Raw genomic sequence first — 20,725 nt, forward strand, 5'->3', positions numbered from 1 at the left:
CCCCACGGGGAGGGCGTCGCACCCTCTTGGGATACTCGCCAGATGCCTCGCGTGCTCCTCATAGAAGACGACCCCTCCGTACGCGAAGGGGTCGAACTCGGCCTGCGGCGGCGGGCGAGGCGGCGCAGCCGGCCGGTCGCGCCCGTCAGCAGGGCCTGGAGCTCGGTGAGCCGCAACGGGCGGGCCAGCAGGGCGAAGACCCCGAGGACGGCCAGGGCGCCGGCCGCGTCCGCGGCGACCGCTCCCGCCGGGCCGACCGCGTCGGCGACGAGCAGTCCGGTGCCGGCCGCGGGGACGGCCGCGGCCAGCAGGCGGGCCAGCGCGGGCAGGGCGCGGGGGTGCGTCCGCTCCGTGCCGCTGCCCAGCCGCCGGGCGAGGGCCCCAGCCGTCAGCGCCCAGCCCGCCCACAGGGCGGTCGAGTACCCGGCGGCCATACCAGCCACCGCCCAATGCGCCGGGAGCAGCGCGTACGCGGTCACCGACAGGCCGGCGTTGAGTCCGGCGATCACCAGGTTCAGGAAGAAGGGCGTGCGGGTGTCCCGCAGGGCGTAGAAGGCGCGGGTGCAGACGTACTGGCCCGACAGCGCGATCAGGCCGGGGGCGAAGGCCATCAGGATCCAGGACATCGCCCGGACGTCGTCGGCGTCCGTCCTGCCGTACTGGAACACCGTCGCCATCAGCGGCGCGGCCAGTGCGAACAGGGCGCAGGCGGCCGGCACGATGCCCGCCGCGCTCGTCCGCAGCGCGTACGACACGTCCCGGCGCACGCCCGCCAGGTCGCCGTCGGCCGCGGATCCGCTCATCCGGGGCAGCAGCGCGGTCACCAGGGACACGGTGACGATGCCGTGCGGCACGGCCCAGAGCAGGTAGGCGTTGTTGTACGCGGCGAAGCCGAAGCCTCCGGCGCCGTCGCCGGCTCCCGCCCGCTGTCCCGCCGCCGTCGCGAGCCGGGTGGTCACCCAGTAGGCGGCCTGGTTGGTGAGGACCAGCAGCACCAGCCAGCCGGCCGAGCGCAGGGGCGCCGTCAGCCCGCTGCCGCGCCAGTCGAAGCGCGGGCGCCAGCGGAAGCCCGCCGAGCGCAGGGACGGTGCGAGGGCCAGGGCCTGGAGCGCGATACCCGCCGTGGTGCCCCAGCCGAGCAGGGCGGTCTCGCCCCCGGTGAGCGTGCCGCCGCCGGTCGTGGCGGTCACCAGGTAGAGCGCGAACACCGCGATGACGACGAGGTTGTTGAGGACGGGCGTCCACATCATCGCGCCGAACCGGCCGCGCGCGTTGAGGACCTGCCCCAGCAGCGTGAAGAGTCCGAGGAAGAAGATCTGCGGCAGGCAGTACCGGGCGAACGCCACGGTCGTCGACTCCTGCGCACCGCTGTAGTCGGTGTAGGCGTCGACGATCGCGGGCGCCGCGAGGACGGCGCCGGCCGTGAGGGCCAGCAGGGCCAGCACGCACACGGTGAGCAGCCGGTCGGTGTAGGCGGCGCCGCCGTCCTCGTGTTCCTTGGCGGCCTTGACCAGTTCGGGGACGAAGACCGCGTTGAGGGCGCCGCCCAGGAGCAGCATGTAGACGATCGTGGGCACGGAGTTGCCGACCGCGTACCCGTCGGAGACGAGTCCGACGCCGAGGGCCGCCGCGACGACGGCGGAGCGTACGAATCCGGTGGCGCGCGAGACGAGGGAGCCGGCGGCCATGAGCGCGCCGCTGCGCAGCACGGAGGAGCCGGTCCTGGCGGGCGTGAGGGCGGTCGCCGTCATCGGCGGGCCAGGTAGGCCTGGAAGGCCCGGTACAGCGCGTGGTTGGTCGTGCCGTTCAACGGTGTCTCCCACTCCCCCAGTGTCTCGACGGCCTGCCCGCCGGTGCCGAGCTTCCAGCGCAGCAGGCCGTGGGCGCGGTCGCCCGGATCGAGAGTGGAGGGTATCCCGCGCATGTCGTAGACGGCCGCGCCGTGCGCGTGGGCGTCGAGCATCATCCGCCACTGCAGGGCGTTGGAGGGACGGACCTCGCGGCGGTGGTCGGCGGAGGCGCCGGTCTGGTACCAGACCCGGCCGCCGACGGTGATCATGGTGTGGGCGGCGAGGATCTCGCCCTCGTGGCGGGCGAGGTAGAGCTTCATGCGGCCCGGGTGCTCGGCGTTGAGGACCTCGTACTGGCGCTGGTAGTAGGCCAGCGAGCGGCCGAGACGGAAGCCGTCGCGCTCCTCGGTGATCCTCAGCAGCCGGTAGAACTCCGGCAGGTCGGCGGCCGAGCCGACGACGGTCTCGACCCCGGACCTGCGGGCCTTGCGGACGTTGCGCCGCCATTCCTGGTTGAGGCCGTTCCAGAGGTCGTCGGTGGTGCGGCCGGCGAGCGGGACCTGGTAGACGAAGCGGGGCTGCGCGTCGGCGCCGTCCTCCGAGTCGCCGCCGCAGCGGCGCCAGCCGCGGGCCCGCAGCCGTTCGGCGACGGCGGTGCCGAGCGGGTCGACCTCGCTGGCGAGGACGTCGGCCAGCTTCCGGCCGGGCCCGGTGCCCGCCTTGAGGGTGGCGGCGTTCCAGCGGCGGAAGGCGGGCGTGGGGCCGATGCGCACGGCGAAGGCGCCGGCGCTCCGCAGATGCCGCAGCAGCGGGGTGAGCCAGCCGTCGAGGTCCGGTGCGGACCAGTCGGCGACGGGCCCCTCGGGGAGGTACGCGAAGAACTTGCGGGTGCCGGGGAAGGGCCGCAGCAGCACGAGGGCGACTCCGGCCGGCTCCCCCGACTCCCCGTCCCAGCCGACGAGCTGGTGCTGCCAGCCGTCCTTCACCTGCGCCCAGGAGGGGAGTTGGAGGAAGCTGGGGCCGTCGGCGCCGGTGGAGCGGGAGGTCAGGAAGGTGCGGTAAGCCTCGGGGGTGACGGGCCGAAGTCGCGTATCCCGCACGGTGGGTGCGGCCGTCACGAGCAGCGCTGACACAACGGGAGCCTCCTTGTTCCGCCCCTCGTTCGGGGGGCGCACAGGATGCTCACAGCCGACTTTGACCGGTCCGCGCGTCGAATGTGACCGGACGATGACCGTTCCGCCATAGCCGCCGTCACATGGGCCGGGGCGGGTGTCCGGCGCGGTGCGGCGACCTAGAGTCCGGGACATCCCACCCTTTTCCGGAGGCTTCCGTGGTTCCCGTGTATCCCGTCCGCACCCGTATACGCCCGGTACTCGCGGCCGTCGCCCTCAGCGTCTCCCTCACCGCCTGCACGGCGGGTGCGGTGGGCGCGCCCCGGGACGGGGAGGACGCGAAGCCCGGTGGCGCGGCGGACCGTCCGGTGAAGGTGAGCGTCGTGTCCCCGGCGGCGGGCCGGCCGGTGACCGTGACGGCGAAGGACGGCACGCTGACGTCCGTGAAGGTAGCCGACGAGGACGGCGCGGTGCTCGCGGGGCGCACCGCGGCCGGCGGGGCGTCGTGGGTCTCGGACCGCAAGGCTGTGCCGGGTGCCTCGTACACGGTCGAGGCGACGACGCGCGGCGCCGGCGGGAAGGAGACGACGACCCGGTCGTCGTTCACGACGAAGAAGGCCTCGCTGGTCAACAAGCTGACGCTGGCGCCCGGGAAGAACACGACGGTCGGGATCGGGCAGCCCCTGTCGATCGTGTTCGACCGGCCGGTGACGAACAAGGCCGAGGTGGAGAAGGAGCTCAGGGTCACCACCTCCAACGGCACGGTCGGCTCCTGGGGCTGGGTGAAGGACTACTCGGGCCGGGACCGGGCGGACTGGCGGCCCCAGGTGTACTGGAAGCCGGGCACCGAGGTGACGCTCGACGCCCGGCTGAACGGGACCGACTCGGGCGGGAGTTGGTTCGTACGCGACTACCGGACCGGCTTCACGGTCGGCGACGCGCAGGTGGTCAAGGTCGACCTGGACGCCCACCGGCTCACCGTGGAGAAGAACGGGCGCGCGGTGCGCACGATCCCCGTCTCGGGCGGCACGCCCGGCGGGGACAAGCGGTCCTGGCGGGGCACCGCGGTGCTGATGGCGAAGGAGGGCACGATCAACATGAACTCGGAGACGGTCGGGCTCGGCGACGCCTACGACAAGATGGTCGACTACTCGATGCGGCTGACCTGGTCGGGCATGTACGCGCACGCGGCGCCGTGGAACGCGGCCTACTTCGGCCGGGCGAACCACAGTTCGGGCTGTATCGGCATGAGCACCGAGAACGCCGCCTCCTTCTACGCCATGGTCAAGGTGGGCGACCCCTTCGAGATCAAGGGCGCGGAGACCAAGGGAACGGTGGCCGAGGGGAACGGCTACGGCGCGTGGAACGTGAGCTGGGAGAAGTGGCGCTCGAAGAGCGCGCTGGCCGGCTGACGTCCGCGTGAGCCCGCCCGACCGGGCCGGGGGTCAGCGTTCCCGCATCTCCCACAGCAGGACCTCGGCGTCGGCGGTGGCCAGCAGGGCGAGGCCCGCGGACCCCGTCACCCGGGCCGCGTCGCCGGGGCCGAGCTCCTCGCCTTCGAGGCGGACGGTGCCGCGCACGACGTGCGCGTACACGAGGCCGGCGTCCGGGACCGCGGTCCGTTCGCCCGTCGTCAGGCGCCGGACGTGCAGCATCGAGGCCGCCTCCGGAAGCGCGTAGGGCGTGGAGTCGGCGATGCCGCGGACGATGTCGTACGAGGGGTCGCCGCCCGGTTCCAGCGGCGCCAGCCACATCTGGACGAAGACCAGCGGCACGTCCGCGTCGTTGCGCTCCTCGTGCCGGACGCCGCCGGCGGAGCTGAGGCGCTGCACGTCCCCGGGGCGGACGACGGTGGTGTGACCCGCCGAGTCGTGGTGGGTCAGCTCGCCCTCGACGACCCAGGTGACGATCTCGGTGTGGCTGTGCGGGTGCTCGGCGAAACCGGCGCCGGGGGCGAGCCGCTCCTCGTTGCAGGCGAGGACCGCGCCGAACCGGAGGTTGTCGGGGTCGTAGTGGCCGCCGAAGGAGAAGGCGTGCCGGGTCTCGATCCCGGCCTCGGGATCGCCCCCGGGGTACCGGTCGCCGGCGCGCTGGATGCGAATCACGGGGGCCACGGTACGGGGTCCGGCCGGGTCGGGGGCCATCGCGGGACCGGCATGATGGGCGGGACACCCCCCGGGACCTGCCGGTCGGCGAAACCGCCCCGACCCCGCACGGCGCCGTCCCGATAAGGCAGTCTTGTCCCCGTGTCTGAACCCGCGAACGCCGCTCACCCGCACACCGCCACCCTGAAGCGCCTCGAACAGTCCTCCGGGCGGCTCGCCGCCGACGCCATTGCCCGCATGGACGAGACGCTGCCGTGGTACCGGGCGATGCCGCCCGAGAACCGGTCGTGGATCGGCCTGGTCGCCCAGGCCGGCATCGCCGCGTTCACCGAGTGGTTCCGGCACCCGGAGACCCCCCAGGCGATCTCCACGGACGTCTTCGGGACCGCGCCGCGGGAGCTGACCCGGGCCATCACGCTGCGGCAGACCGTCGAGATGGTCCGCACCACCATCGAGGTCATGGAGGTGGCGATCGACGAGGTCGCCGCACCCGGCGACGAGTCGATCCTGCGCGAGGCGCTCCTGGTCTACGCCCGCGAGATCGCGTTCGCGACCGCCCAGGTCTACGCCCAGGCCGCCGAGGCACGCGGCGCCTGGGACGCGCGGCTGGAGTCGCTCGTGGTCAACGCGGTCCTGTCCGGGGAGGCCGACGAGGGCGCGGTCTCACGGGCCGCCGCCCTCGGCTGGAACTCCCCCGACCACGTCTGCGTCGTCCTCGGCACGGCCCCCGACGGCGACAGCGAGCTGACCGTCGAGGCGATCCGGCGCGCCGCCCGGCACGCCAAGCTGCAGGTCCTCACCGGTGTCCTCGGGAACCGGCTCGTGGTGATCGCCGGCGGCAACGACAACCCCCTCCAGGTGGCGAAGGCCCTGATCGGGCCGTACGCGGCGGGGCCCGTCGTCGCCGGGCCCGTCGTCCCGGACCTGCTCGCCGCGACCCGCTCGGCACAGGCCGCCGCCGCCGGACTCAAGGCGTGCTCGGCCTGGCAGGACGCCCCGCGGCCGGTTCTCGCGGACGATCTGCTGCCGGAGCGCGCGATCGCCTCCGACCCTTCGGCCCGCGAACAGCTGGTGGAGGAGATCTACAGACCGCTGGAGGAAGCGGGCTCGGCCCTCCTGGAAACGCTGAGTGTCTATCTGGAGCAGGCGAGCAGCCTCGAAGGCGCCGCCCGGATGCTGTTCGTCCATCCCAACACCGTGCGCTACCGGCTCCGACGTGTGACAGATGTCACCGGCTGGTCACCCTCCGATGTCCGATCCGCGTTCACGCTGCGAATCGCGCTCATCCTGGGGCGCTTGGCCGACGGTGATCCGCAGTCCTAGACTTTTGTCGAACACCAACAATTCCCCCGACGGTTCTTCGTCCCTGTCCCCACGGGCGCACCGGACCGTCCACAAGAGAGAGTGTGAGGGTGCTCGTACTCGTCGCTCCCGGCCAAGGCGCTCAGACGCCCGGCTTCCTGACTCCCTGGCTCGAACTGCCCGGCGCCGCCGACCGCATCGCGGCCTGGTCCGACGCCATCGGGCTCGACCTCGCCCACTACGGCACGAAGGCCGACGCGGACGAGATCCGCGACACCTCCGTGGCCCAGCCGCTGCTGGTGGCCGCCGGCCTGCTCTCGGCCGCCGCCCTCGGTGACCTGGCCCCCGGCGCCGTCGCGGGCCACAGCGTCGGCGAGATCACCGCCGCCGCCTTCGCCGGCGTCCTCGACGACACCGCCGCGCTGCGCCTCGTACGGACCCGTGGTCTGGCGATGGCCGAGGCCGCCGCGATCACCGAGACCGGCATGTCGGCGCTGCTCGGCGGCGACCCCGAGGTCACCGTCCCGCATCTGGAGAAGCTCGGCCTGACCCCGGCCAACGTGAACGGCGCCGGCCAGATCGTGGCCGCCGGCACGCTGGAGCAGCTGGCCGCCCTGGAGGCCGACAAGCCCGAGGGCGTGCGCCGGGTCGTGCCCCTCAAGGTGGCGGGCGCGTTCCACACCCACCACATGGCCCCCGCGGTCGCGAAGCTCGAGGCCGCGGCCGGCGAGCTGACCGTCGCCGACCCGACGGTCACCTACGTCTCCAACAAGGACGGCCGGACCGTCGCCACCGGCTCCGAGGTCGTCTCGCGCCTCGTCGGCCAGGTCGCGAACCCGGTCCGCTGGGACCTGTGCATGGAGACCTTCAAGGCACTGGGCGCCACCGCGCTGATCGAGGTGTGCCCCGGCGGCACCCTGACCGGGCTCGCCAAGCGCGCCCTGCCGGGCGTGGCCACGGTCGCCCTCAAGACCCCCGACGACCTCGACGCGGCCCGCACGCTTGTCGCCGAGCACACCGCAGCCTGACAAGGAGTGTCGAGAAGCATGTCGAAGATCAGGCCCAGCAAGGGCGCCCCGTACGCGCGGATCCTGGGTGTGGGCGGCTACCGCCCGGTCCGGGTCGTGCCGAACGAGGTGATCCTCGAGACGATCGACTCGACCGACGAGTGGATCCGCTCGCGCTCCGGCATCGCCACCCGCCACTGGGCCTCCCCCGAGGAGACCGTGACCGCGATGTCGGTCGAGGCGGCCGGCAAGGCCATCGCGGACGCCGGGATCGCCCCGGAGCAGATCGGCGCCGTGGTCGTGTCCACGGTCTCGCACTTCAAGCAGACCCCGGCCGTCGCGACCGAGATCGCCGACAAGATCGGCGCCGGCAAGCCGGCCGCGTTCGACATCTCCGCCGGCTGCGCGGGCTTCGGCTACGGCCTGACGCTGGCCAAGGGCATGATCGTCGAGGGTTCGGCCGAGTACGTCCTCGTCATCGGTGTCGAGCGGCTGAGCGACCTGACCGACCTGGAGGACCGCGCGACGGCCTTCCTGTTCGGCGACGGCGCGGGCGCCGTGGTCGTCGGTCCGTCCGACGAGCCGCACATCGGCCCCACCGTCTGGGGCTCCGAGGGCGACAAGTCCGAGACGATCAAGCAGACCGTGCCGTGGAACGAGTTCCACGTCGGCGACGTGTCGAAGCTGCCCCTCAACGAGAAGGGCGACATCAAGTTCCCGGCCATCACGCAGGAGGGTCAGGCGGTCTTCCGCTGGGCCGTCTTCGAGATGGCCAAGGTCGCCCAGCAGGCGCTGGACGCCGCCGGCATCGCGCCGGAGGACCTGGACGTCTTCATCCCGCACCAGGCCAACATGCGGATCATCGACTCGATGGTGAAGACCCTGAAGCTGCCGGAGCACGTCACGGTCGCCCGTGACGTCGAGACCACCGGCAACACCTCGGCCGCCTCCATTCCGCTCGCCATGGAGCGGATGCTGGCGACCGGGAAGGCGAAGAGCGGCGACACCGCGCTCGTCATCGGCTTCGGGGCGGGTCTCGTCTACGCCGCGACGGTCGTTACCCTCCCCTAGGCACACCGGATCTCCCGGAAGCCCCTTACCGAAGCAATCACAGAAGGAGCGCCAACATGGCCTTCACCCAGGAAGAGATCGTCGAAGGTCTCGCCGAGATCGTGAACGAGATCGCCGGCATCCCGGCCGAGGACGTCGAGCTCGGCAAGTCGTTCACCGACGACCTGGACGTCGACTCCCTGTCCATGGTCGAGGTCGTTGTCGCCGCCGAAGAGCGCTTCGACGTCAAGATCCCGGACGAGGACGTCAAGAACCTCAAGACGGTCGGCGACGCCGCCGACTACATCCTGAAGCACCAGGGCTGATTCGGTCCTTGCTGATTCGGTTCGCCACCCGGCGGTGGCGCCGTATTTCGACCATCACACACGTGGAGAAAGAATTCCTGTGAGCTCGACCAATCGCACCGTGGTCGTCACCGGTCTCGGCGCAACCACACCGCTGGGTGGCGATTCCGCATCGACCTGGGAAGGTCTGATGGCGGGACGCTCCGGCGTCAAGCCCCTCGAGGGCGACCGCTTCGCCGAACTGCCCGTGCAGATCGCCGCGCCCGCCGCGGTCGACCCGGGCGACGTTCTGCCCCGCCCCCTGGCCCGCAAGCTGGACCGCTCGGCGCAGTTCGCGCTGATCGCGGCCCGCGAGGCGTGGGCCGACGCGGGGTACACCGCGCCCGCCGGCGAAGACGAAACGATCGTGCCCGAGCGGCTCGGCACCGTCATCGCCTCCGGCATCGGTGGTGTGACCACGCTGCTGGACCAGTACGACGTGCTGAAGGAGAAGGGCGTACGCCGCGTCTCCCCGCACACCGTCCCCATGCTGATGCCGAACGGCCCCTCCGCCAACGTCGGCCTGGAGGTGAACGCCCGGGCGGGCGTGCACACCCCGGTCTCGGCCTGCGCGTCGGGCGCCGAGGCGATCGGCTACGCCGTCGAGATGATCCGTACCGGCCGGGCCGACGTGGTCGTGGCCGGCGGCACCGAGGCGGCCATCCACCCGCTGCCCATCGCGGCCTTCGCCAACATGATGGCGATGTCCAAGAACAACGACGCGCCCACCAAGGCCTCGCGTCCGTACGACACCGCCCGTGACGGCTTCGTGCTCGGCGAGGGCGCCGGTGTCGTCGTCCTGGAGTCCGAGGAGCACGCGAAGGCGCGCGGCGCGAAGATCTACTGCGAGGTGCTGGGCCAGGGCCTGTCGGCCGACAGCCACCACATCGCGCAGCCCGAGCCGACCGGCCGGGGCATCGCCGCCGCGATGCAGAACCTGCTGGACTCCACGGACCTGAAGCCGTCCGAGGTCGTGCACCTGAACGCGCACGCCACCTCGACGCCGCAGGGTGACGTCGCCGAGATCAAGGCGCTGCGCCAGATCCTGGGCGACGACCTCGACCACGTCGCGATCTCCGCGACGAAGTCGATGACCGGTCACCTCCTGGGCGGCGCGGGCGGCATCGAGACCGTCGCGACGGTCCTGGCGCTGCACCACCGCACGGCCCCGCCGACGATCAACGTCGACGAGCTGGACCCGGCCATCGAGGCGGACATCGTCCTCGGCGAGCCGCGCCCCCTGCCGCAGGGCACGATCGCGGCGATCAACAACTCCTTCGGCTTCGGTGGCCACAACGTGGTCCTGGCGTTCCGCACGGTCTGATCCGCGGACGGCCCCCGACGCTGACACGAGGCCCCTGCCGGCACCCGCCGGCAGGGGCCTCGCGCCGTCCGCGGGCCGGGCGGGACACCGGCGCGACCGCGCGCGGTCCCGGACAGCGCGGCAGCGGCCGTCGAGGCCGCCGGGACGTCCGCGTGTCGCGCGTCCAGGGGCCTCGCGAGGCACCGGGTGCGTCCCGGCGCGCCGATCCACCGGGGGTAGCGGGACGGTCCTCAGACGACCTGGTGCAGCCAGCGGACCGGCGCGCCCTCGCCCGCGTAGCGGAAGGGTTCGAGTTCGTCGTCCCAGGGCTTGCCGAGCAGCTTGGCGACCTCGGCCTCCAGGTCCGTCTCGCCGCGCACCGAGCGGGCGAGTGCGGCGCGCAGCCGGTCCTCGGGGATCAGGATGTCGCCGTGCATGCCGGTCACGGCGTGGAAGATGCCGAGTTCGGGGGTGGCGCTGTAGCGCTCGCCCTCGGCGGTCGGGCAGGGTTCCGCGGTGACCTCGAAGCGGAGCATCTGCCAGCCGCGCAGCGCGGAGGCGAGTCTGGAGGCGGTGCCGGTCTCGCCCCGCCAGGAGAACTCCGCTCTCCAGGTGCCGGGCGACGCCGGCTGACGGATCCAGTCGAGCTGGACCCTCGCACCGAGGACACCCGCGACCGCCCATTCGACGTGCGGGCAGAGCGCGCGCGGTGCGGAGTGAACGTACAGGACTCCACGTGTCGTCACCGGGACCTCCAGTGTGGGACGAGGTTCGCCTTCCCAGCGGCCTCAGTAAACAGCATCGGGAGCAAAACTCCACAAACCCCCGAAAAAGGGACAGCATGTGACGTGATGTAATTTACCGGAGCCGGTTGGCAAAGATGCCTCTGGTTCGACGGGGGAAAAGCTACCGTGCCGCACCGCCCTTGGGGTGACGTACGGTCGGTCCGGGGGCCGGTGGACACCAAGCTTTCACTCGCCAGGACGCCGAACGGACGCCGGAGGAGAAGCCGAGGCATGCACGCCCGACAACGTTTTCGCACCGTCGTCGCCTCCGCGGTGGCGGTGCTGCTGTGCGCGGGCGCCCTGTCCGGTTGCGACGCGGACTCGCCGGGGGCCTCCGCGCCGTCCCGGTCGGCGAGCCCGAAGCCGAGGCCGACTCCCGTCTGGGACCGTTCCCCGGCCTCGGTGGCCGCCGTCGGCGACTCCATCACGCGGGCCTTCGACGCCTGCGGCATCCTGACGGACTGTCCGGAGGCGTCCTGGGCGACCGGGACGGACACGGCGGTCGACAGTCTCGCCCTGCGGCTGCTCGGCCCGGAGCGGATGGCGGGACACAGCTGGAACCTCGCCCGGTCCGGGGCCCGGATGGAGGAGCTGCCGGAGCAGATGGCCCGGGCCGGCGCCCGCGCGCCGGAGCTGGTGGCGGTCATGATGGGCGCGAACGACGCCTGCCGGGAGAGTCCCGAACGGATGACGCCGGTCGGGGAGTTCCGCTCCTCGTTCGAGGCGGCGCTGGCCCGCCTGCGGAAGACCGCGCCCAAGGCCCAGGTGTACGTGTCGAGCGTGCCGGACCTCGAGCGGCTGTGGTCGACGGGCCGGACGAACCCGGTGGGGCGGCAGGTCTGGAAGCTGGGGATCTGCGCGTCGATGCTGGCCGACGCGGAGGACCTGAGCGCGGCCGCCGAGCGGCGGCGCGCCACGGTGCGGGACCGGGTGGTGGCGTACAACGCGGTCCTGGAGCAGGTCTGCGCCAAGGATCCGCGCTGCCGGTACGACGGCGGGGCGGTGTTCGCCTTCCGGTTCGACGGGGCCCAGCTCAGCCCCTGGGACTGGTTCCATCCGAGCCGGGACGGGCAGGCGCGGCTCGCCGAGATCGCCCACCGCCGGGTGACGGCTGAGGCGCCGCCCGCGTAGGGTTCTGGATCATGAGGATCACGCGGGAGCCCTTCGGTTCGGCCGACGGGACGGACGTGCGGCGCTGGACCCTGGAGCGCGGCGGGGTCCGCGTGCGGGTGCTGACGTACGGCGGGATCGTGCAGTCGGTGCAGGTCCCGGACCGGGACGGCGTGCCCGGTGACGTGGTCCTGGGCTTCCCCGACCTGACGGGGTATCTGAAGCGTCCGGAGCCCTTCTTCGGCGCTCTGGTGGGGCGTTACGCCAACCGGATCGCGGGCGGGTCCTTCACACTCGACGGCCGGACCCACCGGCTGCCGCTGAGCGGCGGGCCGAACTGCCTGCACGGCGGCGAGCGCGGCTTCGACAAGCGGGTCTGGGACGCGCGGGAGATCGCGGACGGCGTCCTGCTGTCCCGGGTCAGCCCGGACGGCGAGGAGGGCTTCCCCGGGCGTCTGGAGGTCTCCGCGGCGTACACCCTGGACCCGGACGGGGCGTTGCGGATCGCGTACCGGGCGCGGACCGACGCGCCGACGGTGGTGGCGCTGACGAACCACTCGTACTGGGAGCTGGGCAGCGGCCCGCACGAGCTGCGGGTGGCGGCCTCGCGCTGGACACCGACCGACGCGTCGGGCGTGCCGACCGGCGCGTTCGCCGAGGTGGCGGGCACGGAGCTGGACTTCCGGGCGGGCCGCCCGCTGTCGATCCCGCTGGACCACAACTTCGTGCTGGACGAGGGCGGTCCGGAGGCCGTCGCGGAGCTGTACGCGCCGGACACCGGGCGGACGGTCACGGTGGAGACCACCGAGCCTGGGCTCCAGGTCTACGCGGATCCGAGGCTGGGCGGCGTCGCGCTGGAGACCCAGCACTTCCCGGACTCGCCGAACCGTCCGGATTTCCCGTCCACGGTCCTGCGGCCGGGCGAGGTCCTCGTCTCGGCCACCCGCTTCCGCTTCGGGACGCGCTGAAGCCCCGGGGCGGATGTCAGGTTCCGCCCCGGGACCGCTCCGGGGGTCAGACCTCCAGCGTGGCCGCGAGCCGCGTGTCGCCGAGCGAGTGCGCGGCCCTGACCTCGTACGTTCCGGCCACGAAGGTCCAGGCGGACTTCTCGTCGTCCCAGATCTCGAAGGCGCGCCGGGCCAGCGGGATCTCGGCCTCGACGGACGCGCCGGGGCCCGCCTCGACGGACGCGAAGCCGGCCAGCCAGCGGGCCGGGCGCTCGACCGGGTCGTCCTGCGGCGCGAGGTAGATCTGCACGACCTCGCGGCCGGGCCGGGCGCCGGTGTTGGTGATCCGGACCCGGGCGGTGTCCCCGGTGACCTCCAGGGCGTCGTACGACCAGGTGGTGTAGCCGAGCCCGTGGCCGAAGGGGTAGGCGGGCACGGCGCCGGCGCGGTCCCAGGCGCGGTAGCCGACGAAGAGGCCCTCCGCGTAGTCGAGGACGCCGTCGGTGGGGGTGACCTCGGTGACGGGTGCGTCGGCGAGGGCGACCGGCCAGGTGGTGGGCAGGCGACCGCCCGGTTCGGCGGCGCCGGTCAGCACGTCGGCGAGCGCCGCCCCGCCCTCCTGTCCGGGGAACCAGCTGAGGAGGATCGCCGCGACCTCGTCGCGCCAGGGCATCTCGACCGGGGAGCCGGCGTTGACGACGACGACGGTGTTCGGGTTGGCGGCGGCCACGGCCCGTACGAGTTCGTCCTGGCGGCCCGGCAGGGCCAGGTCCGTGCGGTCGAAGCCCTCGGACTCGACGCGCTCCGTCGTCGCGACGACCACGACGGCGGTGTCGGCGGCGCGTGCCGCCTCGACGGCTTCGGCGATCAGTTCGTCGGGGTCACGGCGCGGACCGAGGTGGACGAAGGAGAACATCACGGCCGCCAGCGGGGCCGCGAACTCCTTGTCGAGCGGGTGCAGCAGGGACACCTCGACCGTCTCGCCGGCGGTGAGCGTCACCTTGGCGCGCTCGACGGGGGCGCCGAAGAACGCCTCGAAGGGGTCGGTCTCCGGGCCCATCGTCTGGACCCCCTCGAAGAGGGTCTCGCCCGCGATGCCGAGGGTGAAGGCGCCCAGGCCCCGGGTGCCGAAGGAGTGCTCGCCGCTCTCGCGCGGGGTGAAGCTGCCGACGACCTCGACGGAGGCGAGCGTCTCGTGGGTGACCCCGGCCGGGAGGTCGTCGCCGATCCACTGGACCTGGCCGTTGGGCAGGGTGCCCTCGCCGAGGACGTCTCCCGTGGCGTCGCGGCAGATCGCGCGGAGGGTGAACCCCTGCTCGGCGGGGACGAGTTCGTCGCTGGGGTCGGCGCCCACGGTGTACGTCAGGGCGCCCGGCGGGAGGGCGTCGGCGAGGCCGTCGAGGGGGGAGACGACGTGGTCGGGGAAGACCTGCGCCGAACCGCCGCCGAGGACGCGGGCGTCGCGGGCGGCGGCGCCGCTCAGGGCGACGGTGCCGGACGCGGCGAGCGGCAGCGCGTCGCGCTCGTTGCGGACGAGGACGAGACCCCGGCGGGCGACCTCGCGGGCGACATCCACGCCGTCGAGGGAGGCGGGCGGCTCGGTGACGACCGGCGGCGCGCCGTCGAGGGCGCCGACCCGGGCGGCCAGGCGCAGGACGTTGCGGGCCGCGCGGTCGACGGCCGACTCGGCCACCTCGCCGGCGCGGACGGCGGCGGCGAGCGCCTCGCCGTAGACGGTGTGCGGGCCGGGCATGGCGAGGTCGAGGCCGCCCTCGATGCCGCCGACGGTGGACCGGGCCGCCATCCAGTCGGAGACGTTGAGGCCGTCGAAGCCCCACTCGCCGCGCAGGATCTCGTTCACCAGGTGGTGGTGCTCGGTCATCGTCACGCCGTTGACCTCGTTGTAGGCGGTCATGATGCCCCAGGGGTGGGCGTTCTCGACGATGGCCTCGAAGGGGGCGAGGTAGAGCTCGCGCAGCGGGCGCGGGGCGACCCTGTTGTCCACGGTGAAGCGGTCGGTCTCGGCGTCGTTGGCGACGAAGTGCTTCACCGTGGTGCCGACGCCGCCGTCCTGGACGCCCAGGACGTAGCCGGTGCCGATCGCGCCGGTGAGGTGGGGGTCCTCGCTGTAGGCCTCGAAGTGGCGGCCGCCGAGCGGTGAGCGGTGCAGGTTCACCGTGGGGGCGAGCAGGACGTGGACGCCCTTGCGGCGGGCCTCCTGGGCGAGCAGGCGGCCGGCCCGGCGGGCCAGCGCCGGGTCCCAGGACGCGGCGAGCGCGGTCGGCGACGGCAGGGCGATGGAGGGGTCGTCGGCGGTCCAGCGCACGCCGCGGACGCCGATCGGGCCGTCGGACATGACCAGGGACGCCAGTCCGATCTCCGGCAGGGCGGGGAGCGACCACATGTCCCGGCCGGCCAGCAGCCGGGTCTTGGTGTCCAGGTCGAGCTGGGCGAGTGCCGCGTCGACGGCCTGTTCGCGAACGGTGTCCGCAGGGGTCTCTGCCACGGCCGTACCTCCTCGTCGAAGTGCTGAGGGGGCCATGGTGACCCGACTCCCTGTAGATCGGTAGGTTACGTTACTTCTTCGTTATCTTGGGATGCCGTACGGTCCTGTGCGACAGGACTTCCACCCAGGGACCCGGGAAGGGGGCCACGGCGATGGTGCGGGCCAGAAGCGAGGAACGGCGGGCGGACATCGTGCGCGCGGCCCTCGAGGTGATCGCGGAGCGCGGCTACCGGGGCGCCTCGCTGGGCGCGGTCGCCGAGCGGGTCGGCCTCACCCAGCAGGGACTGCTGCACTACTTCCCGACGAAGGAGGCGCTGCTCGTCGCGGTCCTCCAGGAGCGCGACACCTGGGACACCAGCGGCGGCCGCGGACGGGAGGGGTGGCGGCTCGACCTCGTCGACTCCCTCGTCGAGTACAACGCCATGCGGCCGGGGATCGTGCAGACCTTCTCCGCGCTGCTCGGCGAGAGCGTGACGGACGGGCACCCGGCCCGGGGGTTCTTCACCGAGCGCTACACCCAGGTCCGCGAGGAGATGGCGAAGGTCCTGCGGCTGGAGTTCGGCGAACGGCTGCCCGGCGGGCTGACCCCGGAGCGGGCCGCGCCGCTGCTCACCGCGGTGATGGACGGGCTCCAGTACCAGTGGCTCCTGGATCCGGCGGCGGTGGACATGCCGGCGGCGTTCCGGGACTTCCTGCGGCTGCTCGGCCAGGGCACCGCGGACGCCGGGGATCGCGCGGACGCCGGGGGCACGCACGGCACGGACAGCCGTGACCCCGGGGACCTCAGAGACAACTGAGGGCGCCGTAGCGGGAGTTGCGGTGGGGCCGGGATACTGCCCGGACCCGACGGAAGGACTCCCGTGTCACGGATGCGCCCTGTCTCGCTCTGTCTCGCCCTCGCCGCCACCGCCCTCGGCCTCGGAGGCCCGCCGGCGACCGCGGCGGACACCGCCGTCGCCCCCGTCACCGTGGAGGAGGCCCGGCTCGACCGGGCCGTGCCGCAGGAGATCCTGCGCCGCAGCGGATTCGACTCCGCGGCAACGGAGTTCGCCGCGGCGCTCGCGGACACGGACTCCTACCGGGAGGCCGAGCGCACGGTCGACCGCCAGGGCGCGCGACTGTGGCGGCGGGCCGTCGACCGGGCCCAGGGGCGCGGCCCGGCCACCGGCGACCTGAGCCGGGACGACGACCGTCCGCTGTACTGGGCGCGGCTCGGACTGACCCGCGCCCTGCGCTCCTGGCAGCCCGCCTTCGCGCTGGACGACGCCGCGCGGGCCCGGCTCCTCGACCGGCTCGAAAGGTCCTCCCGGGGCCAGGACTCGATCCGCTTCACGGCGGGCCCGGGCGTCAGGCGGGTGCTGCTGACCGGCTTCGACCCGTTCACCCTGGACCGGGACATCCGGATCGGCAACCCGTCCGGCGCCACCGCCCTGGCCCTCGACGGGACCTGGATCCGGACGGCGGACGGCGGCCTCGCACGGATCGAGACCGCCGTCTTCCCGGTCCGCTGGCAGGACTTCGCCGACGGGACCGTGGAGCGGACACTGCGCCACCGGCTGCCGGAGGCGGACCTGTTCACCACGGTCAGCCAGGGACGGGTCGGCCGCTTCGACCTCGAACGCCACAACGGGGCCTGGCGGGGCGGCTTCCCGGACAACGACGACGTGTCGCGGACGGAGACGGTCCCCGTGTCCGACCCCGCGACGCAGCCCCAGTGGACGGCGACGACCCTCCCGTACCGCGACGTCACGGCGGCGGACACCGGGCGCTTCCCGGTGTACGACAACACGTCGGTGACGGAGATACCGGCCGGCGCGAGCGAGCCGGTGGTCAGGGCCGACGGGCCCACGCCCGGCTCGCTGGCCCGCTCGGGCGGCGGCGGGAACTACCTCTCCAACGAGATCGCCTACCGGGCCACCCTGCTGCGCGACCGGCTCGGACTGAAGGACCTGCCCGGGGGCCACGTCCACACCCCGGTGCTCCAGTTCGGCGCGGGCAACACGGATCCGGCGACGGGGACGGTCACCGACCCCGCGTTCGTGCGGAACCGGCTCGACATCATCGCCCAGGTCCGCGCCATCGTCGCCGTCGCCGTCCCCGCCGGGACCCGGCAGCCGGGGCCGGCACCGCGGTAGCGGCGTGCTGGGGCGCCGGCCTGCCTCGGGCCGCTCCGCGAGACGGCCGGCGCCCTGAGCGGGTCCCGGGGTTTCCCGCGGGCCGGGCGGCGGTGATGATGGGGGTCATGATCGTCGCAGCCACCCAGTTCGCCCCGGTCGCCGGGGACATCGACGCCAACGTGCGCACCGCCGCCGAGCTGATCCGGGCCGCCGGGGCGGACGGCGCCCGCGTCGTCGTCCTCGCCGAGCTCGCCCTGTCCGGCTACGAGCCGAGCCTGATCCGGGACACCCCCGCGCTCGTGCTCACCGAGGACGATCCCCGGCTCGAACCCGTCCGCGAGGCGTGCCGCGCGGCCGGGGCCGCGGCCGTGGTGAACGGTCCGGTGCGCGCCGCCGACGGCCGGCCGGCCGTCACGTCGCTGGTGATCGGGCCCGACGGCGCGCTGCTCGCGCGCTACGACAAGCAGCACCTGTACGGCGTCGAGCGGGAGGTGTTCACGGCGGGCACGCGGGACGGCCGGTTCGCCCTGGACGGCGTGGGGTTCGCGCTGGCCACCTGCTACGACAACCGGTTCCCGGAACTGGCCGAGCGGGCGGCGGGCGACGGCTGCCGGGTCTATCTCGCCAGTTCGGTGCTCTCCGCCGACAACGACTCGTTCGAGAAGGTCTATCCCGCGCGTGCCCGGGACTTCGGCCTGTACGTCGTCCTGGGCAACGTCCTCGGCCGCAACGAGGACGGCGTGGGGTGCGGCGCCGCCGGAGCCTGGGGCCCGGACGGGGAGCGGATCGCCGACGCGGGCGGTGAGGCCGCCGGACACGTCCTGGCGAGGATCCCCGTCTGACGCGCGCCGAGGCCGGGCGGCCGGAGAACCGGCCGCCCGGCAAGGGGCGTCGACCGCGGGGAGGCGGTCTCTGCGTCACCCGTCACGGACCCCCCGCCCGTCCACGGGTGCACCCGGCTCCGTCACGGGGCGCTGAGGCCCAGCGTGTAGGCACCGGAGCCGCTGTAGGCGTGGACCACGTAGCGGTAGTAGCCGGCGGTCCCGTTGTAGCGGACGTCCTCGTCGGCGCCCTCGGTGCCGCCGACGGCCACGTCGGCCCAGTTGGCGCCGTTCCACTTCTGCAGGTACAGGTCGAAGTCGGTGCCCGCCGGGCCGCGGAGGCAGCCCACGTGGGTGCCGGAGGTGGCGGAGTAGTAGTACGAGCCGTCCGGCTGCGCCTGGGCCTGGCCGGAGCTCAGCGTGCCCCGGTAGGTGTACTCGGTGCCGTCGCAGCCGGTGGGCGGCGTGGTGGTGCCGACGCTCAGCTGGTACGTCACCGTGTGGGTGGCGGAGCCCGTTCCGGTCACGGTGATCGGGTAGGTGCCGTCGGCCGTGCCGGCCGCCACCTGGATCGTCATCGTGGAGGAGCCGCCCGAGGTCACCGAGGTGGGACTGAAGGAGACCGTGACCCCGCTCGGCGCTCCGCTCGCGGAGAGCTGGACGGTCTGCGCGCTGCCGCCGGTCGTCGAGGTGTTGACCGTGGAGGTCGCCGAGGCACCGGGCTGGACCGACCCGGAGGACGGGTTCAGGGCGAGCGAGAAGTCCGGCGTGGTGGTGCCGCCGCAGTCGGTCTCTCCGGACTGGGCCGGTACGGCGACCGCGTTCCAGGCGGCCTTCACCGCGTTGCACTCGGCGCTGCCGTAGGTGTTCTTGGCGCTGGCCAGGGTCGCCTTGCGGGCCGCCAGGTGGTTCCAGGAGGAGGTCTTGCTCAGCAGCGCGCCCATGAAGATCTTGCCGGCCTTCTGGATGCCGATGCCGGTCACGGAGGACGGTCCGCCGGAACATATGGGGCTGCCGGGCTTGCCGCCGCCCGGGTTGGAGCCCTCGGCGAGCAGGTAGAACCAGTGGTTCTGCGGGCCGGCCGCCGCGTGCACCTCGGTGCCGGAGGTCAACTGGCTGTAGCAGTTGGGGTCGTTGCTGTGCAGCGAGGGGTTGTACATGTAGCGGATCGGCTTGTTGTCGCCGAGGAAGTTCAGCTTCTCGCCGACCGTGTAGTCCGGGGTGTCGTTGGGGTTGTTGGCGTAGTGCTCGGTGAGCGCGCCGAAGATGTCGCCGGTGGACTCGTTGAGCCCGCCGTTCTCGTTGCTGGAACCGGAGCTGCCCGGCGTCCGGTCGAATATCTCGTGGCCGTACTCGTGCGCCACGACGTCGATGCCGGTGAGCTGGTTGGTGCCGTTCTGGTTGCGCCCGTAGGTGGTCTTCGTACCGTCGTAGTACGCGTTCACCTCGCTCAGGCCGGCCCGCGCCGGGACCATGCCGCCCTGCCCGTTCTGGCCGTTGTAGCCGAACCACTCCTTGAGCATGGAGTGTTCCTTCTGCGCCGCGTACATGATGTCGACGCAGGCGGTCACCAGGTCGTTGGCGCCGCCGTTGCCCCACGGCGAGGAGCCGGTGTAGGCGCTGCCGTTCTGCCCGCCGCACTTGAAGCCCGAGCGGTTCGGGTCGGTCATCGAGGAGGCGGCGGTGTCGATGGTGACGTTGCCGTCGTGGTAGCCGCGCCCGTCGGCGTGCAGGATCTTGTCGGTGGACCGGGCGATGCCGCCGGTCCGTGCGTCGACGTAGGTGTCGAGCGCGCTCGGGGCGTCCGCCGCGGTCCGGCCGACGACCCGGGTGTGCCAGCTCAGGACGGGCTTGTCGCCCTTGAGCAGCACGGTGAGTTCGGGCGTGCTCGCGCTCTCGACGGTGGCCAGCTGGGCGCGGGCGGTGGCGAGGGCCGCGGCGGCCGTCACCTTCGCCTTCGTGGGGATCCGGATGGCGGGTGCCGGGGCGGCGGCGATGTCGCGGACCTTGCCCGCGCTGTCCGAGAGGACCACGGCGTCCCCGCCGACGACGGGGAGACCGCGGTAGGTGCGCTGGTAGGCGGCGTAGTAGAGCCCGTTCGCCCAGGGGGTGACCGCGGTGCGGACGAGGTCTTCGTCGGCACCGTGGCGCAGCTCGTCGAGCCCGCTGTCCGCGGCCTTGTCGGCGGCGGCGAGAGCGAGGGACCTGCCCTGGCCGGGCGGCACGGGCGCGCCCGGCGAGGCCGCGGCGGCGGGGCCGGCGAGGGCGGTCGCGAGGCTCGCCGACAGCGCGAGGGCTGCCACGGCCGCCGTGAGTCTGATGGAGTGCAACGTCTGCTCCGTTTCAGGGTGGGGGAGACGGATCGTCGCGCCGAGTATGGGCGTGGACATGGCCAGTTCGGGACATCCCACCGGTCATAAGACCCG

16 protein-coding genes and 2 pseudogenes are annotated in these 20,725 nt (G+C 73.2%); 12 read left to right on the forward strand and 6 right to left on the reverse strand.

Annotated features, from left to right (window positions below; all coding sequences use genetic code 11):
• Window positions 1–42: 42 nt before the first annotated feature.
• Window positions 43–114, forward strand: a pseudogene (locus EAO71_RS39635) (DNA-binding response regulator); the annotation flags it as partial.
• 5 nt (window positions 115–119) lie between these two features.
• Here EAO71_RS39635 and murJ read toward each other — a convergent pair.
• Together murJ and EAO71_RS12870 are read right to left on the reverse strand one after the other, a co-directional pair.
• A pseudogene (gene murJ, locus EAO71_RS12865) lies at window positions 120–1,751 on the reverse strand (murein biosynthesis integral membrane protein MurJ); the annotation flags it as partial.
• Window positions 1,748–2,923 carry a lipid II:glycine glycyltransferase FemX gene (locus EAO71_RS12870; protein ID WP_147977849.1) on the reverse strand — a complete coding sequence of 392 codons (1,176 nt, stop codon included), beginning with the start codon at window positions 2,921–2,923 and terminating at the stop codon, window positions 1,748–1,750. The pseudogene murJ and the gene EAO71_RS12870, both read right to left, overlap by 4 nt.
• A 206-nt stretch (window positions 2,924–3,129) precedes the next feature.
• On the opposite strand from EAO71_RS12870, the gene EAO71_RS12875 reads away from it, so the two are divergent.
• Entirely contained in the window at window positions 3,130–4,314 is a 1,185-nt protein-coding gene (locus EAO71_RS12875) for a L,D-transpeptidase (RefSeq protein WP_261992231.1), read from the forward strand.
• Window positions 4,315–4,347: 33 nt separating this feature from the next.
• Here EAO71_RS12875 and EAO71_RS12880 read toward each other — a convergent pair whose 3' ends face one another.
• Complete coding sequence (locus tag EAO71_RS12880) at window positions 4,348–5,004, reverse strand: pirin family protein (protein ID WP_147979272.1); 657 nt, start codon at window positions 5,002–5,004, stop codon at window positions 4,348–4,350.
• A 144-nt stretch (window positions 5,005–5,148) separates the two neighbouring features.
• Between EAO71_RS12880 and fasR the strand changes: the two genes are divergently transcribed.
• From fasR to fabF, 5 genes are all read left to right on the forward strand, one after another.
• On the forward strand, window positions 5,149–6,330 hold the full coding sequence (gene fasR, locus EAO71_RS12885) for a fatty acid biosynthesis transcriptional regulator FasR (RefSeq protein WP_147977851.1): 1,182 nt from the start codon (window positions 5,149–5,151) through the stop codon (window positions 6,328–6,330).
• 89 nt (window positions 6,331–6,419) lie between these two features.
• Window positions 6,420–7,337 carry an ACP S-malonyltransferase gene (locus EAO71_RS12890; protein WP_147977852.1) on the forward strand — a complete coding sequence of 306 codons (918 nt, stop codon included), beginning with the start codon at window positions 6,420–6,422 and terminating at the stop codon, window positions 7,335–7,337.
• Between the two features lie 18 nt (window positions 7,338–7,355).
• Window positions 7,356–8,387 carry a ketoacyl-ACP synthase III gene (locus EAO71_RS12895; RefSeq protein WP_147977853.1) on the forward strand — a complete coding sequence of 344 codons (1,032 nt, stop codon included), beginning with the start codon at window positions 7,356–7,358 and terminating at the stop codon, window positions 8,385–8,387.
• Between the two features lie 56 nt (window positions 8,388–8,443).
• Complete coding sequence (locus EAO71_RS12900; protein WP_147977854.1) at window positions 8,444–8,692, forward strand: acyl carrier protein; 249 nt, start codon at window positions 8,444–8,446, stop codon at window positions 8,690–8,692.
• Between the two features lie 79 nt (window positions 8,693–8,771).
• Complete coding sequence (gene fabF / locus EAO71_RS12905; RefSeq protein ID WP_147977855.1) at window positions 8,772–10,034, forward strand: beta-ketoacyl-ACP synthase II; 1,263 nt, start codon at window positions 8,772–8,774, stop codon at window positions 10,032–10,034.
• 230 nt (window positions 10,035–10,264) lie between these two features.
• Here fabF and EAO71_RS12910 read toward each other — a convergent pair whose 3' ends face one another.
• Window positions 10,265–10,759 carry a DUF3145 domain-containing protein gene (locus EAO71_RS12910; protein WP_147977856.1) on the reverse strand — a complete coding sequence of 165 codons (495 nt, stop codon included), beginning with the start codon at window positions 10,757–10,759 and terminating at the stop codon, window positions 10,265–10,267.
• A gap of 270 nt (window positions 10,760–11,029) precedes the next feature.
• Between EAO71_RS12910 and EAO71_RS12915 the strand changes: the two genes are divergently transcribed.
• Window positions 11,030–11,929 (forward strand): SGNH/GDSL hydrolase family protein, encoded by a 900-nt coding sequence (locus tag EAO71_RS12915; RefSeq protein WP_147977857.1) that lies wholly within the window; start codon window positions 11,030–11,032, stop codon window positions 11,927–11,929.
• Window positions 11,930–11,940: 11 nt separating this feature from the next.
• Window positions 11,941–12,876 carry an aldose epimerase family protein gene (locus EAO71_RS12920; RefSeq protein WP_147977858.1) on the forward strand — a complete coding sequence of 312 codons (936 nt, stop codon included), beginning with the start codon at window positions 11,941–11,943 and terminating at the stop codon, window positions 12,874–12,876.
• Between the two features lie 46 nt (window positions 12,877–12,922).
• Here the strand turns inward: EAO71_RS12920 and EAO71_RS12925 are convergent, their stop codons facing one another.
• Window positions 12,923–15,397 (reverse strand): beta-glucosidase family protein, encoded by a 2,475-nt coding sequence (locus EAO71_RS12925; RefSeq protein ID WP_147977859.1) that lies wholly within the window; start codon window positions 15,395–15,397, stop codon window positions 12,923–12,925.
• A 116-nt stretch (window positions 15,398–15,513) separates the two neighbouring features.
• Here EAO71_RS12925 and EAO71_RS12930 point away from each other — a divergent pair, with 116 nt between their 5' ends.
• The 3 genes from EAO71_RS12930 to EAO71_RS12940 all read left to right on the forward strand — a co-directional run bounded on the left by EAO71_RS12930 (window position 15,514) and on the right by EAO71_RS12940 (window position 18,320).
• Window positions 15,514–16,158, forward strand: coding sequence for a TetR/AcrR family transcriptional regulator (locus EAO71_RS12930; RefSeq protein ID WP_261992116.1), 645 nt, complete (start codon window positions 15,514–15,516; stop codon window positions 16,156–16,158).
• 72 nt (window positions 16,159–16,230) lie between these two features.
• Window positions 16,231–17,496 carry a pyroglutamyl-peptidase I gene (locus EAO71_RS12935; RefSeq protein WP_147977860.1) on the forward strand — a complete coding sequence of 422 codons (1,266 nt, stop codon included), beginning with the start codon at window positions 16,231–16,233 and terminating at the stop codon, window positions 17,494–17,496.
• Window positions 17,497–17,603: 107 nt separating this feature from the next.
• Entirely contained in the window at window positions 17,604–18,320 is a 717-nt protein-coding gene (locus EAO71_RS12940) for a carbon-nitrogen hydrolase family protein (RefSeq protein WP_147977861.1), read from the forward strand.
• Between the two features lie 122 nt (window positions 18,321–18,442).
• On the opposite strand, the gene EAO71_RS12945 is transcribed toward EAO71_RS12940, so the two are convergent.
• On the reverse strand, window positions 18,443–20,629 hold the full coding sequence (locus tag EAO71_RS12945) for a M4 family metallopeptidase (protein ID WP_261992117.1): 2,187 nt from the start codon (window positions 20,627–20,629) through the stop codon (window positions 18,443–18,445).
• Between the last annotated feature and the right edge of the window lie 96 nt (window positions 20,630–20,725).

It is taken from the genome of Streptomyces sp. MS191 (assembly GCF_008042125.1).
In the GTDB taxonomy this organism is placed as follows: Bacteria; Actinomycetota; Actinomycetes; order Streptomycetales; family Streptomycetaceae; genus Streptomyces.